This window comes from Candidatus Limousia pullorum, from assembly GCF_057405065.1.
The window spans coordinates 2,284,550-2,299,977 of sequence record NZ_CM171614.1 but is presented as its reverse complement, the minus strand read 5'-3'; the positions used below and the strand labels follow the sequence as shown (position 1 = coordinate 2,299,977).

At 42.3% G+C, this 15,428-nt stretch carries 18 protein-coding genes and 2 pseudogenes; 1 reads left to right on the top strand and 19 read right to left on the bottom strand.

All coding sequences use genetic code 11. The features are described from left to right. Window positions 1–53: 53 nt before the first annotated feature. The 17 genes and pseudogenes from CGICJO_RS10645 to CGICJO_RS10560 form a co-directional block, all read right to left on the bottom strand. A complete protein-coding gene (locus tag CGICJO_RS10645; protein WP_486498853.1) occupies window positions 54–518 on the bottom strand; it encodes a hypothetical protein in 465 nt (154 codons plus the stop codon). A gap of 85 nt (window positions 519–603) precedes the next feature. Then, window positions 604–1,506, bottom strand: a complete 903-nt coding sequence (locus tag CGICJO_RS10640; protein ID WP_486498852.1) for an N-acetylmuramoyl-L-alanine amidase — start codon at window positions 1,504–1,506, stop codon at window positions 604–606. Beyond that, the gene (locus CGICJO_RS10635) at window positions 1,506–1,916 is read right to left on the bottom strand and encodes a phage holin family protein (RefSeq protein WP_486498851.1); all 411 of its coding nucleotides are present in this window, start codon (window positions 1,914–1,916) and stop codon (window positions 1,506–1,508) included. The genes CGICJO_RS10640 and CGICJO_RS10635 overlap by 1 nt, the downstream gene beginning before the upstream one ends. Window positions 1,917–1,929: 13 nt before the next feature. Beyond that, window positions 1,930–3,084: a hypothetical protein gene (locus tag CGICJO_RS10630; RefSeq protein ID WP_486498850.1), complete on the bottom strand. Its 1,155-nt coding sequence runs from the start codon at window positions 3,082–3,084 to the stop codon at window positions 1,930–1,932. A gap of 4 nt (window positions 3,085–3,088) precedes the next feature. Next, window positions 3,089–4,213 (bottom strand): siphovirus ReqiPepy6 Gp37-like family protein, encoded by a 1,125-nt coding sequence (locus CGICJO_RS10625; protein WP_486498849.1) that lies wholly within the window; start codon window positions 4,211–4,213, stop codon window positions 3,089–3,091. A gap of 1 nt (window position 4,214) precedes the next feature. Next, window positions 4,215–4,988: a phage tail family protein gene (locus tag CGICJO_RS12720; protein ID WP_505300427.1), complete on the bottom strand. Its 774-nt coding sequence runs from the start codon at window positions 4,986–4,988 to the stop codon at window positions 4,215–4,217. A 364-nt stretch (window positions 4,989–5,352) separates the two neighbouring features. After that, window positions 5,353–5,916, bottom strand: a pseudogene (locus CGICJO_RS10610) (phage tail protein); the annotation flags it as partial. A gap of 206 nt (window positions 5,917–6,122) precedes the next feature. Next, on the bottom strand, window positions 6,123–6,506 hold the full coding sequence (locus CGICJO_RS10605) for a hypothetical protein (RefSeq protein WP_486498847.1): 384 nt from the start codon (window positions 6,504–6,506) through the stop codon (window positions 6,123–6,125). 20 nt (window positions 6,507–6,526) lie between these two features. Further along, the gene (locus CGICJO_RS10600) at window positions 6,527–7,120 is read right to left on the bottom strand and encodes a major tail protein (RefSeq protein WP_486498846.1); all 594 of its coding nucleotides are present in this window, start codon (window positions 7,118–7,120) and stop codon (window positions 6,527–6,529) included. A gap of 2 nt (window positions 7,121–7,122) precedes the next feature. After that, window positions 7,123–7,464, bottom strand: a complete 342-nt coding sequence (locus CGICJO_RS10595; RefSeq protein ID WP_486498845.1) for a hypothetical protein — start codon at window positions 7,462–7,464, stop codon at window positions 7,123–7,125. Beyond that, entirely contained in the window at window positions 7,461–7,925 is a 465-nt protein-coding gene (locus tag CGICJO_RS10590; protein WP_486498844.1) for an HK97-gp10 family putative phage morphogenesis protein, read from the bottom strand. Before CGICJO_RS10590 ends, CGICJO_RS10595 begins: the two co-directional genes overlap by 4 nt. 14 nt (window positions 7,926–7,939) lie before the next feature. Then, window positions 7,940–8,272 (bottom strand): phage head closure protein, encoded by a 333-nt coding sequence (locus tag CGICJO_RS10585; protein WP_486498843.1) that lies wholly within the window; start codon window positions 8,270–8,272, stop codon window positions 7,940–7,942. Between the two features lies 1 nt (window position 8,273). Continuing rightward, the gene (locus CGICJO_RS10580; RefSeq protein ID WP_486498842.1) at window positions 8,274–8,597 is read right to left on the bottom strand and encodes a head-tail connector protein; all 324 of its coding nucleotides are present in this window, start codon (window positions 8,595–8,597) and stop codon (window positions 8,274–8,276) included. Window positions 8,598–8,600: 3 nt separating this feature from the next. After that, entirely contained in the window at window positions 8,601–9,812 is a 1,212-nt protein-coding gene (locus CGICJO_RS10575) for a phage major capsid protein (protein WP_486498841.1), read from the bottom strand. A gap of 16 nt (window positions 9,813–9,828) precedes the next feature. Beyond that, window positions 9,829–10,554, bottom strand: coding sequence for a head maturation protease, ClpP-related (locus CGICJO_RS10570; RefSeq protein ID WP_486498840.1), 726 nt, complete (start codon window positions 10,552–10,554; stop codon window positions 9,829–9,831). Continuing rightward, a pseudogene (locus CGICJO_RS10565) lies at window positions 10,448–11,791 on the bottom strand (phage portal protein). The gene CGICJO_RS10570 and the pseudogene CGICJO_RS10565 overlap by 107 nt, the downstream one beginning before the upstream one ends. A 99-nt stretch (window positions 11,792–11,890) precedes the next feature. Continuing rightward, window positions 11,891–12,223 (bottom strand): winged helix-turn-helix transcriptional regulator, encoded by a 333-nt coding sequence (locus CGICJO_RS10560; RefSeq protein WP_087379441.1) that lies wholly within the window; start codon window positions 12,221–12,223, stop codon window positions 11,891–11,893. A 125-nt stretch (window positions 12,224–12,348) separates the two neighbouring features. On the opposite strand from CGICJO_RS10560, the gene CGICJO_RS10555 reads away from it, so the two are divergent. Then, on the top strand, window positions 12,349–12,915 hold the full coding sequence (locus tag CGICJO_RS10555; RefSeq protein ID WP_486498839.1) for a flavin reductase family protein: 567 nt from the start codon (window positions 12,349–12,351) through the stop codon (window positions 12,913–12,915). Between the two features lie 40 nt (window positions 12,916–12,955). On the opposite strand, the gene CGICJO_RS10550 is transcribed toward CGICJO_RS10555, so the two are convergent. After that, a complete protein-coding gene (locus tag CGICJO_RS10550) occupies window positions 12,956–14,557 on the bottom strand; it encodes a terminase large subunit (protein ID WP_486500026.1) in 1,602 nt (533 codons plus the stop codon). A gap of 103 nt (window positions 14,558–14,660) precedes the next feature. Beyond that, on the bottom strand, window positions 14,661–15,422 hold the full coding sequence (locus tag CGICJO_RS10545) for a CPBP family intramembrane glutamic endopeptidase (protein ID WP_486498838.1): 762 nt from the start codon (window positions 15,420–15,422) through the stop codon (window positions 14,661–14,663). Window positions 15,423–15,428 lie beyond the last annotated feature (6 nt).

Sequence of the window (15,428 nt, the reverse complement as noted above, 5' to 3'; positions counted from 1 at the left end):
TTTAATCCTTGACGGGTGTTGTAATGCTCAATATGAAATTTTAATTTAATAAATTAGTAAAATCTTGAAAAGTCTTTGCAAATATATTTATTATAGCGTTCTTTACAATATTCTTCATTTTTTCCTGTTTCAGCATTGCGATGTTTTCCGTTAAACCATATAGTGTGTTTACCTGTATTTTTTCCGAGTTTATTGGTGTTACACTCAGCTAAAAATTCTTCTGATGATAGAATCCACATAAGGTTCATTCTTTCGGAATAGAATACAAAGTAAAAATTGGGAGTATATTCGTGTTGAATACCTGCAAAAAGTGCGGCGTTACCAAAGATAGCTTCATTAGAGCGCGCTTTTATTTGAATTTCTATAAATGTACCATCTTTCTTTTTTATTACACAATCCACACCATGGTCATCAACTAATGGAACATAGCAATCAAGCCCTTCCATTAGCATATCTCCAATTATTTTATATTCCATCCTCTTCCCAAAACCAGCTGTATGTCGAAAAGATATACTCATAATAGTTCTCCTTAAATTTACATTATAGATATTATATTATAAGTATGTTAAGAGTTCAACATATAAGATGTTTTAATCACTGGTGTCAAATCTTACTCAAATATTTCTTGTCAACCGCTCCGGTAACATCTCCGGTTTTCTGTGTTGAGATAACCACACGGTCGCCGCTGATTTCTCTTACGTACAGGGTAGAGGTGTATACCCAGTCTGAAAACTTCATTGATGTGCCGTACACTGTGGCATCACTGTCGAGCTTTACTTTATCGCCTACAGCAAGGGCAGGTTCATCGGGTGTGTTATCCGGCTTCTGAACCGTACCCGTTGTGATAAAACCGTTAAACCCGGATTCTTTCAGCTTTTCGAGCTGTGCTTCGGCATTGGCTTTCTGCGAAAAGGCTCCTGTCTGTACTCTGTAGATTGTCCCGTCAGCAGTGTTATCCGAACTGCCAACCAGCTTGGAAGTCACCTTGTCTGCAAGGTCTCCCAAACGGCTGTAAAGCCAATCGCCGGGGCAACTCTTGTTTGCAAACCATCTATGTACAGTAAGCACCATTTCATTTGATTTCGGTTCATAGGCGAGGGTTTTATCTTTATCGCCAAGCCACAAAAGCTTTGTTTTACCGTTGCGCTTGCAGATATCAACACAAAGATTGATAAGTGACTGGTAAACCACATCGTAGAAAGCATATGGCGCTGTGGTATCTGATGCACATTCGATTGTTACCGCTCTCTGGTCATTATCGTTGGAGGATGAACACCAGGAGCGGTTTTTCTCTTCAACAAACATTCCCATTCTTCCGTCAAAGCCTATTCCATAGTTGGAGGATGCCTGGCAGGAAGTAGATGCAAAAAGATTGCCCAGTGTCTCGATTGCACACTGACCAACCACACAGTGGGGAGTAATGCGGTCAATAGAGTGGGTTCTCTCACCTGAATGGTTAGGGCTTAATTTTGTGTATGATATAAGAGAAGAATTTGTATATGACATTAGTTTTCACTTTCCTTTCCATTATGCAGCTGTTTAAGTATTTCCTTTAATTTTTCCGGAACCGGCAAGCCGAGATGTGAAGCGTTTTCAAGAATTGACACGCCTTCATTTGAAAGATAAAAGAAGATTACCACATTTCTCAAAATACCTGCCTGTCCCAGAATGTATATATCCAAAAGATTTCCAATTCCCACCAAGGCGAAGATGAGAACCTTTTTGCATATGCCTTTAAAGCCTACCTCACTTGAAAGCTCCTTATCGGCTATAGCGCACATAATTCCGGTTATGTAGTCGATTACCACAAACGCCAAAAGTGCGTAAATAAAGCCATCGTTTCCGCCTAAGAACCAGCCGATAAAACCGCCAAAAGCGGAAAAGACTATTTGTATTAAAGTCCAGATTTGTTTCATTTATTTTCCTCCTTTAAATTGATTTACCTATGGAAACAGCACCGTTATTTATGCTTATGATTACATAATCGTTTGCTGTGTATCCGGATAAATCAAAAACGTTTTTGTTTATATGGTAATAAGGAGCAACGGTTATTTTTGTTGCTGAGCCCTTTTTAAATATTATACTTGCCGTTATCTGTATGTTTCCCGATTGTGTAGATAATACAGTCACATCGGATGTGGCTTCTCCTATGTCAAAAGATATCCCATCAATAGGGGTCACATTTCCTCCTGAAGGGAAAGAAATCTTTTTATTGGTTATCCCGCTTTTACTGTCAAAGCTAAGCAAAATCCAGCCGGAGTTACTTTTCATAAATACAGCGGATGAGTACTGAGCTATTGAGTGGTTTTCCCAAGTGCCGTTAATAACACTTATGCTCTCTTTTTTGCCGTTGAAAGTGAGCGTTGCTCCCGGCTGTACGCCTGAATCATTGCTGGGGTTTGTCATTCTTACAGCTATTATATCTCCAAGTTTAGGCGTTACACTGTTATCCGTGACCGATATGTTGGTATCTGTATCAATTCCGGAGTAGGTTCTAATTCCGGTTATACCCTCAAACTGTTCTTCCAGCTCATCATACCTTGTAAAAAGCTTATCAATAAGCTCATTAAGCTTTGTTGTATCTATTGGCTGGCCAACGCTTGTGACTATGCCGCATACGTTGGTATCATACCTCTTATCCTTATAGCTGGTTATATTAAGCTGACTGTTTCCTTTGCCTACATAAATTTCAGCTATGACAAGTTCCCATATCTCGGCATTTCTCACCGGTGTCACAGGTGTTGGATTTTCCGCAGGTGTTGAGGATCTGAGCTTTGCTCTTATCTGTCTTTCGGACAAATTCCACTGTATCACTATACTGTCAATACGGTTAAGAGTTGCGTGTGATTCCGGAATTTCAATGCTCTTGTCACTGTCATTGTTATAACCATATCCGTTTATAAAAGCTTTTCCCGGACGCAGTATAAAAGCTCTGTCGCCGTAAGGACTCAATCCCATGGAAAGCTCACTGCCTGTTTTTAAAAAGATGCCGTTTTCAATAAATGAAGAAAAATATTCTGCCCAGTAGGTTGAACCATACTTGCGGTCGCCGTTATCGCTGTCAAAAAAATAGGATTTTTCCATAGTGTCATACTCCCTTCTGTGAATTTATCTGTCTTATTTTATTTAAAAGTTTAGGCGCACTCTCTCCAAATTTAATCTGGATACTTTGTGCGCCGTCCTGATAAACCTCTTGTACTTCTGTTATTCTTGAATTTATCTGTATACCCCACTGCTTATTAAGACAGGTCACTCTGTCGCCAACGTCATAATCCTGCTTGTATACAAGATTTCCGGCAGTGTAAAGTTCAGAATTAAAAGTTCTCGCTTCCGTATATGACGCAAGCTCCTCATTGCCACGGGCCAAAAGTAAGTTTTTGTATTCATCCAATGAAATTGATATTTCTTCCGTGCCGTCCATGTATGATTGCTTAATATCGGATGCATTTACAAAAACCTCCGTGCGGTCAAGTCCCGTTAAGCTGTCCTGTGTACTTACCACAACACGCTGTTCACCTTCCTTTGTTTCTCCGCCTATGTAAGCCGTTGTTTTCTTATTGCTTGTGTCATATTCATAATCCTGACTTAATACATTGTCATACTCCGGGGAAAAGATACAGGGCGGAAGTCCGCCTGTATTGTCAACCGTTCTGTCCACACCTTTATACACTGTAAAGGTGTGATTTTTGTTTTTAAAGTCAGTAATTATCTTTATACCAAGCTTTCCGGCCTTTGCCGCTGTTTCTAAAGCTGTCAGAGCATTTACATATGCGTCCGATGAATAGTCAATAGTTCCGCCTAATCCCTGAGAAGCTCCCAAAAGCAAATTGGGGATTTTTCTTTTCGAGTTTGTGGGATTTACTGCATTTTCTTTTACAATTCTAAGCATGATAAGCTCAGTGGTGCTTTTGGTTATTATCTGATTTTCGATAATCCTTTTACCGAGCCATGATAAAAGGAATTTGCCTTGTACTTCGATTTGCTCGCCCTTTTCATCCTTTGTAATGGCAACATAGCTTATCTGTCCGGCTTCATCATAGCCTTGAATTGTTATGATATTTCCCATTGCCAGCATATCTCTATTGAAATCACTATAGCCGATAAGGAGTTTAAATTCTCCGCACTCCCAGTATCTGCGTGTCCATATGAGAGATATTGGGTCATCTATTACACCCAGCAGTGTAAGACTTGTATCATAAATAAAGATATTCATTTTACACACCCCTGTACAAGTTATCGTGATATATGGTTATCTCAAGATTGCTCTTGCCGCTGTCAGCGTTATAGCTGAAAAGATTATCGCCGATTTCAAGCTGTAAAAAGGTTGAAGATGGGTCCAAATACTGTATGGCGTTTTCCTTTTCTCCGTCAGCTCTGGTTATATATGCGGTTTTGTTTCTGTAATGGGTTGTAACTTCCAGCTTGTCGCCTTTGGAAAGTGAGACCTTGAGTTTTATATATTCCTCTGTTTCTGTGTTTTTCAAGGAGGGATTTGTAAGACTCGCAGTGGCATAAAATACAATTCTACATCCGCAGGTCACATCGCCTCGATTTATCACGTTGACTTCTGCCTGTTTATTCAGCCTTCCAATTTCCCAATCGCTTGTGATTTCAACAGGAAACTCAAAAGCTCCTTCCCATGACACAATAGAAGTGGCGGTTTCCATTGGGTCACACCAAAGCGGATCCGGACAGAGGATTGAAATATAGAAATCATAAAGAATTTTTGTACAAGTAAACTTTATGCTTTGAGCAATTCCTGAAATTTTTCTCTGTATTCCGTTGAGGTCATATGTAATCTCAAGTGTTTCCTCGGGAGATAAAGCGTTATTTAAATTTTGTCTTAACTGCGCTACAGAAATCTTATCGGTTATTCGGAAAGAACCCTGAATTTCAATAGTTCTGGGTCCTATTCTGTAGCCGGTAATAGTTTCTCCGTACTGTCCAAGGCCTTTTTGTGTATAGATTTCATTTGTGGCGTCAGACAGTCCCTTGCAGTCTTTTTTAATATTTACATGGTAATCACTGCTTTAAAGCGTCAGCCAAAACTCCGGTAAGCTTTCCGGTTTTTGCGGTTTCGTTTGAAGCTTCCGTTAAACCCTCAATGGGCAGACTGTCCCCGAAAGTTGCCCAAACACCGGCGGCAATATCTGTCCATTGGGAAAGCTGTTGCTCCGATTTACAAAGCTTTGCTAAGTGGTTTACCGCCTCGACGCTTCTGTCCTCTTCACCTAAGATAGAATAAAAATCGGTGTAAGCATTTCCTGCCTGCTCTGCGGTAAATCCTGCTGTAGTAAAGGCTGTGTCAAGCTTTGCTTGGTCTTCACGGTATTCTCGGGTAGATTCAGCAAGGTCTAAAAACTTTTTTGTAAGTCCAACCAGGGCGGCACCTGCGGCAACAGTGGCGGCTCCCACGGTTACCGCCATTCCTTTTACCGCTGTACCTATATTTTGTATGGCTTTTGAGGATTTTTCAGCGTCATCCGAAGCATTTTTAACTTCATCTCCGAACTCGTCGGCTTCCTTGCCGGCGTCTGAAAACTCATCACCTGTATTTTTAAGGCTTTTTTCATTTTGCTTAAGCTCACGCTCCATATCGTTGAGAGCGGCCTCAGCGTTGTTCAGTTGGATCTGCCAGTTCTTTGTTCTCTTGTCGTTTTCACCGAAAGAGTTAGATGCATTGTTCAAGGCAGAGCGAAGTGTTTCGATTTTCTTTTTCTGTTCATCAATTTCACGGTTTAGAACCTGATTTCGGGCGGTCAGAGCCTCAACCGAATTGTCGTTTTTGTCAAACTGGGAGGAAACAAGCTTCATTTCCGAACCCAGCACCTTGAAGGATTGGTTAATTTCAGTTAACGCCTTTTTAAATTCCTTTTCGCCCTCAAGACCGATTCTTAAACCAAAATCATCTGCCACTTTATCACCTGCCTTTTGTTAAATTCCGCACGGGATAACGTCATCTATGAAAACCTCACGTTTCGGCTTTGCCTGACCGTTCCACTGTTTGTGACATTCCCATAGGTCTAACAAAAGTCCAAAGGGCATGAGCCACACTTCATCCTGAGTTAAATTAAGGTGGGCAAGACCGTAATAAAGAAGTCGGGTGAACAGTTCTTCATCTGTTACCCGACCTGTGAGTTTTTTGTGTTGTCCTCGCTTACAATATTTCTTTTTGTGCCTTTGTAGAGAGCTTCCGACAAGGCCGATTTAAAGCCTGCCAAGTCCGAAGGTGAAGTCAGAAGCTCCACCATTTCCTCTGTCAGCAGCTCTCTTTTATTTTCCTTGTTTTTGATGTTATGAATTAAAATAGACTGGTTCGCCAAAAGTGTTATGAGCCAGACAACCTCGTTTAAAGCCATTTCAAAATTTTCCGATTTTAACAGCTTATCTCCCAGATTTTCAAGGCCGCCGTATTTGCCGGCTATCTCCTTTGTGGCTTTTGTTGTGAGAATGAGAGTGTACTCCTCACCGCCCAGTGTTATATTTGCGCTTCTTTCATTTTCCATTTAAATCCGCTCCTTTAATATTATGGTTCTGAATCTGCATAGGCTGGTTCGTAAACCTCGCCATACCATTTGCTTATGGTGTCTGCGGTAACTGAGGTGTCTCCCTCTGTGACCTCCGCTTTCCATGGGTGTCTGCCTTTGGCGTCAACCTTGTTTCTTCTGGTTACGGTTCCCTCAATGGTAGGTGTGGAAAACTCTATGCTTTCGCCCTTGGTGGTCAGGTTCGTTGAAGGTATTCCAAACTGCACTCTGTAAAGCCAGAAGTACCTGTATTTTCCGTTTGACTTTTTCGCTCTAAAGCCTACTGCCACAGGGTCTGCCGCATCCTCGCTTGCTGAAACCACAACACCGTTTTCGTCAATTACAGCTCCTGTAAGGTCGGAAGCTGCCTCCGAGCCTATATCGTCAACACCCAAGGAAAGTGTTCCACTTACAAATTCTTTTACTATCTCGGCGGCTCCGTCATCGGCATAGAGTATCGCCTCTGCAAGCTCCACAGAAAGCTCTACAGTCATTGCTTTTGCCAGCTGTCTTGGTGTATCGTAGGTTTCATCCCCGTCAGCTCCGTTTGTTATCTTTGCGTAAAACAGCTTATCAAGGCCTATTGTTGCCACATTTATTCCTCCGTTTCATAAAAATTCGCCGTATCAATGGCGTAATGATGATAGCCGGTATCGTCTTCGTGACCGATATACCGTCTGTCAGTTATGGTTATTTCAGCTTTCAGAAGCTTTTCCGTAAGCTGATTTTTTCTTTCTGTATAGTTATTCTTTGTGTAAAGAGAAATTCTCACTTCCTGAATATCAACGTTTGGAGAGTTATCTCCGAATAGGGAAAGAGTGTCTGTCATAGGGGTAAGGACTATATATTCATCAGGTGCAATATCAGAAAATACACCTGTTTCAACAGGTATATTAAGGCTTTCTGCAATACCTTTAAGTTCAGCAAGCAGACTCATAATTTTTTAATCTCCTCATTAAAGGTATCAATCATAGCCTTTTTGCACCGGGAACGAGAAGAGGATATTGCTGGCTTTAAAAATGGCTTTGCCGGCTGACCGTGCTTTCCGTATTCAAGGACGTTTGCAACCATTGCATTGGTGGCGGTGTTGTAGCTTCTTTTGCTCTTCGCTTCATACTGTGTGCGCCTTGGTTCGTTAAAGCCTATTTTTATGTTGTAATTTCCCTTTTCATCCACATCCATCGGAGCAACGCCCAAAGAGTCCTCAAGTTCTCCGGTGGAGCGGGACTCATACTTTGTTCCTGAACCCACAACTGCTGAGAGGTTTTCCCTTATCTTTTTAACCATAACTTCTCCGCCCGATTCAAGAACTTTTTCAACTATCATATCTGTATTTTTTCCCAGCTTTGAAAGCTTGCTCAAATGCTTATCCGGCATTTTTACTTTCGCTGTTGCCATGTTTTTTCACTCCTTTATTTGCTCGGTGTAATCTCTTTAGCCAAAACCTCCACATACATGCCTTTGCCCTTTACGTCCTCAACGGAGGTTATATCAAACCTTCCGTCATTGCACACAATGGTCATGGCTGTGGTTATTTTTACTTCGGGAATACATCTGAATCTAAAAAGATGGGTGGCGTCGGAAAACGATGCTCTGTTTGCCCATTTTTCACTGCCGTGGCGTCCCTCTCGGTACGCCCTCACAGTTGCTATGATTTTATCCTTTTCGGTTTTAAAACCCTCGCCATCCTTTATGGTTTCTTTTTCCACTATGTCGATAAACTCCGTCATTTTTCCAAAAGACATATCAAACCTTCCATTCTCTGTCCAATCTAAGCAGGAGATTCACCGTATTCCAAACCTGCTGACCTGCCTGAACATTGTCCGCAAAAAATCCACCGGTTGAACCGTCACGGCTTTCATAGAAATGGGACGAAAGCATAATGACCGCCTGTTCAGTTGTGGCCGGCATTTGATTTTCGCTGTAAAAACCTGCCTTTAAATGCTGATAGCTTTCAGCGTATGAAATTGAGGCGGTGATGTAGCCTTTCAAAAGCTCATCATCCGCCTCATGGTTTAGAATAAGGTTCTGCTTTACTTTTTGGAGAAGTTCATCAATCATAATCGTCATTTATTAGCCGGCGCTTTTCTGCTGAAGAACCTTTACGGCTTCGGAAAGAATAAGCTTTCCGTCAACTCGCTTTGACGCAATAAATCCGATCTGTCCGGTTTCTGCAAATCTCTCGTTGAGCCTTTTAAAGGTGATACCTTTTCTGTCGCCGATCCAGTAAAAGCTGAAATCGCCAAAAGCTATTGTTTTGTTGCCGCCCGATACCTGGGGAACATAGGGGGAAGTGTACAGCCTTTTGCCAAGGAGTGTGTCGTATCCGCCCTCGTGAAGTGCCGGCTGCCAAAGATACTGACCGTTGGAGTCCTTAAGCTTTCGTATGTTTTTAATGGTTGAGTCATTCAAAAGCCAGACAGCTTTTTTTCTGTAGGCACTGTTGAGGGAATAGAAAAGGTCGATAAGCTCGTCAGAGGTTATGGCTGTGGCGGAAGCGGCGGTAACTCCCACATCTGCGCCGCCGGTCTGATTGAAAATGCCCACAGGCTTTCCTGTGCCGTCGCCGGTGAGAAAGGCTTCTTCCTCCTTGTTGCCGATTCTCCTTGAAAACTCAGTTCTAAAATAGCCCTCAAGGTCAAAGGCAGAGTCACTGAGAAGCTCCTCAGAAATCTTAATCATTGTGGCAACCTTGTGTGCTCCGATAAGCTGCTGACCAAATTTCTCATCGCTTTCCGGAATTGCACCCTCCTCGTCAACCCATGAAGCAGTTCCCTTTGTAGTCACAATAGGGATTTTGTGACTGCCGGAAGTAGTGCTGAATATGTGGGCAAGACTTCTGAAAACATTTTCCTCCTCAAGGGACTGGACAAGTGTGTTTTCAAACTCATCAGGCACAAGATATCCGCCCTCTGTATCAGTGCCCACCTGCAAAGCGTTTCTAATCTCGTGGCTGATAAGTCCGCCTTTGCTTCTTGTCTGCGCCCAGAAAGCCTTGTTGTATTCGTCAGAGGCTCGTCCGGTTTTCGTATCTGTTTTATTTGAATTTGGTTTTTCGAGAATAGGGGAGTTGACCGGCAGGTTCAACTCTCTTTCAAGGGCGTCAAGCTTTTCCTGCCTTGATATTTCGTTGCCCAAGTCCACAATTTCCTGTTCCATTTTCTCATAGGCGGCTGTGTCCTCCGCAGAGAGAATGCCTTTTTCATTTCTGTGTGAGTCGAGAAAAGCCTTGGCATTTTCCCACACTTTAGCACGCTGTGTTCTAAGTTCGTTTACTTTGCTCATGTTAAATTCCTCCTGTTTATGGTTTAATAAGGTTTAGTCTTTTTTCAAGATACTCTATTGGAGTTCCTGAGTTTTCAATTTCCTTTTTGTGTCCGGTGATTTTGTCAATCAATGAATTTGTCACAGCTCTTCGGCTGAAAGTAAAGCTGTTTTCGGTATCTGATAAATCGGAAATACTGTCGTCTTTCTGAAATAAAATACCGTCGGCAAATCCAAGCTCAAGAGTTTTTTGTGCGTTCATCCAGGTTTCCGAGTCCATCATGTGTGAAAGCTTAGTTCGTGATAATCCTGTTTTAAGCTCATAGGCGTTTATTATGCTTTCTTTGACCTCGCTTAGCATATCAATAGCTTTTTTCATTTCCTTACTGTCACCGATAGCCACGGTGAGAGGGTTGTGAATCATCATAAGACTTACCGGTGACATTAAAACTTTTGTTCCTGCCATAGCTATAACCGAAGCAGCAGAGGCGGCAATTCCGTCAATCTTTACGGTAACATTACCCTTGTAATCCATCAGCATATTGTAAATCTGAGCCGCCGCCACGCAGTCACCGCCGGGAGAATTTATAAAAACGGTTATGTCGCCGGTTCCGGACATAAGTTCATCCTTAAAAAGCTTAGGTGTTACATCGTCCTCATACCAGCTTTCCTCGGCTATTGTGCCGTTGAGATACAGAGTTCTCTCCGCCATTGTTTCCTGATTCTTCACCTGTATTGTTTTCCAGTTCCAAAACTTCTTCATTTTCGCTCTTATCATTCCTTTCAATTATGGTTTTTATGGGAAGCATATTGCCGTTAACAAGATACAAGTCTCCGCCCTCTTCGGCAGGAATTCTGTCCTGATTTTCAAGCTCCCTTATGTCGTTTGCGCTCATCCAGCCGTTTTGCCTGCCTATGGCGTAGCCATTCATTCGGCTTTGATAGTCGCCTCGCAGTAATCCTTCAAGATTAAACTTTACAAAATATTTTTTCTTTTCCTCAGGTGTCAAAAGAGCTCGTCTTATTGATTGCTCCCAACGAACTATCCACGGATCCAACGTATATTTCACAAACTCCAAGGACTGCTGTTCTATATTAGAAAAGCTCGACTTTTCAAGGTCGCCTACCATATGGGGAGGAACTCTGAAAATTCGAGCTATTTCATTTATCTGAAACTTTCTTGTTTCTAAAAACTGAGCTTGTTCCGGTGATATACCTATTGGTGTGTATTTCATTCCTTCCTCCAGAACAGCTACCTTATTGCTGTTGCCGCTTCCGCCAAAAGTGGACTGCCAGCTTTCACGTACTCTCTGTGGGTCTTTGATAGTGCCGGGATGTTCCAACACACCACCAGGAGCGGCTCCGTTTGCAAAAAACTTAGCTCCGTATTCCTCGCAGGCTACAGCCATACCTATGGCATTTTTTGCCATTGCTATAGGTGAATATCCTACAAGGCCATCAAAACCAAGTCCAGGAATATGGAGAACTTCTGAGGGGTTGAGGTAAACAATATTACCTTTCGTAGTGTGAGCTTCTTCCGCCTGAGTGACGTATGTATAATAAAGCTGTCCGCTTTTATCCCTGCTCACCTCCATTTTGTTTGGCATAAGGGGATACAATGCAATGATTTCATTCTTGCCGTTTCTGATTATCTGCGCGTAAGCGTTTCCCCAGAGCAGAAGATGAGTCATAAGGGTTTCACGAAAGATGAAAGAGGTCATCTCCGGATTAGGCTCATCGTGAAGCAGGTTATACAGCGGGTGGTCTATGGCTTTTTCTTTGCCACCGTCATCGGTGTATCGGTAAAAGTGAAGTGGAAGACCTGCCACTGCTTCCGATAAAATTCTGACACAGGAATAAACAGCTGTCATCTGCATTGCAGAACGCTATGTAACAGCTTTACCCGATGAAGAACCGCCCATATAGAATGTATATCTGCTTCCGGCAGTCTGATTTTTTGGCTTGTCACGGGAATTAAATAAGCCTGAAAATATGCTCATAATTTACATCCTCTCTAAAAATGGAATAAAAAAATCTCCCGCAAGCGAAGTTAAATATTTTCCGCTTATGGAAGACTTGAGTTGTATTTTAATTGATATTTATATTCTGTTTTCTTCGCCCCAAACACAGAGCTGGTCAAGAATTTTCATCAAAGAGCGACCTCTCTCGCTGAGTGAGTATTCAACCTTTGGTGGGATTTGAGGGTATTCATTGCGCACAATAAGCTGGTCTTTTTCCAGTTCTTTTAGATTACTGCTCAAGGTTTTGTCGGAGATTGTTTTAAGATAGCGTTTAAGCTCGTTGAAGCGCACTACCTCAAATTCCATAAGACAGTAGAGAATTACCATCTTGTGCTTACCGGAGATAATGGACATGGTGTAGCTGAACCCTGTATCCTCAAAATTTGCGTTTTCAATATAGTTCTTTATCATTTTACACTTTCCTTTTGTATAGTAACTGTCTTTAATGACAGTACTTGTATTTTTATCATTACTTGCTATAATTATAATTGAACACGATGATTGTGTCAATTAAAAAGAAAAGAGAGGTAAGTAAAATGAGAAAACAGCTTAACATTACTGAGGGAATTTTCCCGATGCCGGTATTGATGATAGCCACATACAACGAGGACGGCAGCGTGAATGTTATGAACGCCGCATGGGGAACTATGCAGGCCCGTGATATTGTTGCGTTGAATTTGTCCGAATCACACAAGACAGTAAAGAATATCAAGGCCAGAGGCGGTTTTACAGTGAGTATCGCCGATGCCTCTCACGTTGTGGAAGCGGACTATTTCGGTGTTGAATCCGGCAACAGAGTAGCCGATAAGTTTGCAAAAAGCGGAATGACAGCGTCAAAGTCCGATGTTGTAGATGCTCCGGTAATCAACGAATTTCCTTTATGTCTTGAATGTAAATTTATTGAATATCAGGGTGATGAATACGGCTGCGGCGTAATAGGAAAGGTTTTGAAAGTCACAGCGGATGAAAGCGTTATGGAGGGTGATAAGCTCAATATGTCACTGGTAAATGCCATTGCATTTGACCCATATACCCACGGCTATTATAAAGTTACCGAGAGAGTGGGGGAAGCCTTTAAGGACGGTTTGAAGCTGAAAAAGTAAAAAGATTTATCCAAAGGGTTGCGCTTTAGCGTGACCCTTTTTAAATGAATAAAAGTCCACGGCTGTCGTAAACGCTGGCTGTGTTTTGGTTGCCGCATCTTATTGCCCTGTCCAAAGCCATAATGGACGCAACAGCTCCGTCAATTTTTTCAGAAGATTTTTTCTTGTCGGGTTTTATATTTCCCGCAGGGTCTGTTCTTATGAAAATGTTATCCATCATCCAGCGGAGAACCGGTTGTCCGCCATGGGCAATCTTTTCTTCTAACACCAGCTTCATAAGCTCCTTGGTGGGCGGCGACATATCCTCAAATCCCTGACCGAATGGAACAACAGTAAATCCCATGCCCTCAAGGTTCTGTACCATCTGGACAGCACCCCAGCGGTCAAAGGCGATTTCTCTAATATTGAACCGTTCTCCCAACCGTTCAATGAACTTTTCAATGTAACCGTAATGCACAACATATCCCTCGGTAGTCTGCAAAAATCCCTGCCGCTCCCAAAGGTCATAGGGGACATGGTCACGGCGGACACGCAGATCCATGTTTTCCTCAGGTATCCAAAAGTAGGGGAGAATCACGTATTTATCGCCCTCATATTCAGGAGGGAAAACCAGAACAAAGGCTGTTATATCGGTAGACGATGAAAGGTCAAGTCCTCCGTAGCACACACGCCCCTCTAAATCCTCTTCTGAAACAGAAAAAGCACACCTGTCCCAGCGTTCCATGGGCATCCAGCGAACAGCTTGTTTAACCCATTGGTTTAGCCTTAGCTGACGGAATGAGTTTTCCTCACCAGGATTTTGCTTTGCAGATTCACAGGCGTCCTTTACCTTGTCTATTGAAACGGTTATTCCAAGAGAGGGGTTAGCTTTTTTCCACACCTTAGGGTCCGTCCAGTCGTCGCTTTCCTCAGCTCCGTAAATAACAGGGTAAAAGGTATGGTCAATTTTTCTTCCATCAATAATATCTTTGGCTTTTTGGTGTATCTCGTAGCAAATAGACTTTGTATCGTTGCCGGCTGTGGTTATGAGAAAGTATAACGGCTGCATTCGGGCATCGCCCGAACCTTTTGTCATAACGTCAAATAGCTTTCTGTTTGGCTGTGTGTGAAGCTCGTCAAAAACCACACCGTGGGTATTAAAGCCATGCTTGTTTCCCACATCAGCGGATAAGACCTGATATATGCTTCCGGTGGGTTGATAAATAAGCTTTTTCTGGGAATCCAAAATCTTAACCCTTTTGGAGAGAGCCGAACACATCCTCACCATATCCGCCGCCACATTAAAGACAATGGAAGCCTGCTGACGGTCGGCGGCACAGCCGTAAACCTCGGCACGTTCCTCACCGTCGCCGCAGGTGAGAAGCAAAGCTACAGCCGCCGCAAGCTCCGACTTTCCCTGCTTTTTTGGAATTTCTATGTATGCCGTGTTAAACTGCCGGTATCCGTTCTTTTTGACAATTCCAAAAATGTCACGGATAATCTGTTCCTGCCAGTCGATAAGTTCAAAAGGAGTTCTCGCCCAAGTACCTTTTGTGTGGCAAAGACACTGAATAAACCCCACGGCATAATCGGCTAAGTCCTTGTTATACCGGGACCCCTCCGCCATAAATGAAGTGGGCTTGTACTTTTTAAGCTTTCTGATAAATGTCACCTCCTAAGAATAGATACGAAAAAAGCGCCTGTTTCCAGACGCTGTACGTTTTAATTTAAGTTTGTTTTCGGCATTTTATCACTGTATGAGATGTTTAATATTTGGATTTTGAGCCTGATTTCTCCAATGCAAGTATAGCCAATGAAACTATTATAGTGACAATCAAGGTCACTACACAGCTTAAAGCGCTGAACTGAAAAACAATCACACCGGACACACCGTTTATTAAACAGTGTGTCAGTATACAGGGGAATGTTCCTTTTGAAATCTTTCTTATGGTTGCCAAAGCATAGGAAAGCGTCAGGCACATTATACCGAACAGAAAATAATTCATATTTGAGTTGGCTGTTCCGTTTATGAAAAAAATCGGCAAGTGCCATATCCACCATATTACTGCGGTGATTATAGTGGCAATGTTGAAGTTAAAGCTTTTTTCAAGCTCCGGCTGTAAAATCATTCGCCAGCCTGCTTCCTCGTTTCCGCCGCTGAAAAGCATAAGAGGGATAATTACAATAAGCATGTAAACAGGAGAACCAATAGAGAACCCGTTTATGGCGCAACCCAGCAGATAATAAATCAGGACAAAAAGCAAAACAAGCCCGTAGGATAAAAGCGAGTGTTTGAAGTCGAAAACCTTTTTAAGCCAATGAAAAAAGCTGTTCACATGTCCGTTTCTTTTAAGAGAAATATAGGAAGCGATTGTAGGAGAAAAACCTCCGATAAAATGCATAACTCTTATGGGAAGGTCATAGACGGTCATATTTAAAAGCTGACTCAAAACAGCCGCTCCTCCCCAAAACAAAACGGTTATTGCAAAAGTGATTACAAGATAGTCCTTTAAAAGCTTTTTGTTCATAGATAA